This window comes from Vibrio sp. 1288, assembly GCF_033344475.1.
Genome location: NZ_JAWPOX010000985.1, coordinates 1 through 550 on the forward strand (window position 1 = coordinate 1; position 550 = coordinate 550).

Annotated in this window: 2 protein-coding genes; both read left to right on the forward strand. The window is 43.3% G+C overall.

What is annotated here, in order from left to right; genetic code table 11:
- Nucleotides 1–273: helix-turn-helix domain-containing protein (locus R8O11_RS30475; RefSeq protein ID WP_318195296.1), on the forward strand; the 273-nt coding region annotated here is incomplete at its 5' end.
- Between the two features lie 76 nt (nucleotides 274–349).
- Complete coding sequence (locus tag R8O11_RS30480; RefSeq protein WP_033904250.1) at nucleotides 350–532, forward strand: hypothetical protein; 183 nt, start codon at nucleotides 350–352, stop codon at nucleotides 530–532.
- The last annotated feature ends 18 nt before the right edge of the window (nucleotides 533–550 follow it).

Genomic DNA, 550 nt, shown 5'->3' on the forward strand with positions numbered 1-550 from the left:
GATTGGCCGGGAAATGTCCGAGAACTGCGCAATGCAGCAGAGCGTTTCGTTTTATTAGGTAAACTCATCCAATTAGGCGAACCAAGTTCCATCCCCACTTCAACCAGTAGCCTTGCAGAGCAAGTGGCGGAGTTTGAAAAGGCAGCGATAGAAAATGCGCTACTGGAAAACAATGGCAGCATCAAACAAACGATGGAACAGTTGAATGTGCCTCGAAAAACGCTGTATGACAAAATGCAACGCTATCAGATAGATAAAGAGCTCTATAAATAAAACCGGTGCGCACGATTGGTATTATATCCAACTTGAATCATAATTTTGCTAAGGCAATTATTGGGCTCATATGGATATGAATGAAAAAGTGAGGATACCGATCATTACCGATACAGTGATGGTAGACGGCCAGTATCAAGAAGAAAGGCGCTCCGGTGAAGACCGACGTAAAAACAAAAAGAAGTGGTACGGTTATGAGCGCAGAGTCCATCCCGATCCGAGAAAACAAGATTTTAAATCCATAGACGAAGAGGTGTGATAGCTCACACCTCTTTTT

Bases quoted from the DNA above. Each gene is read 5' to 3' on its own strand.
- R8O11_RS30480 (WP_033904250.1), top strand. From the start codon at position 350: ATGAATGAAAAAGTGAGGATACCGATCATTACCGATACAGTGATGGTA.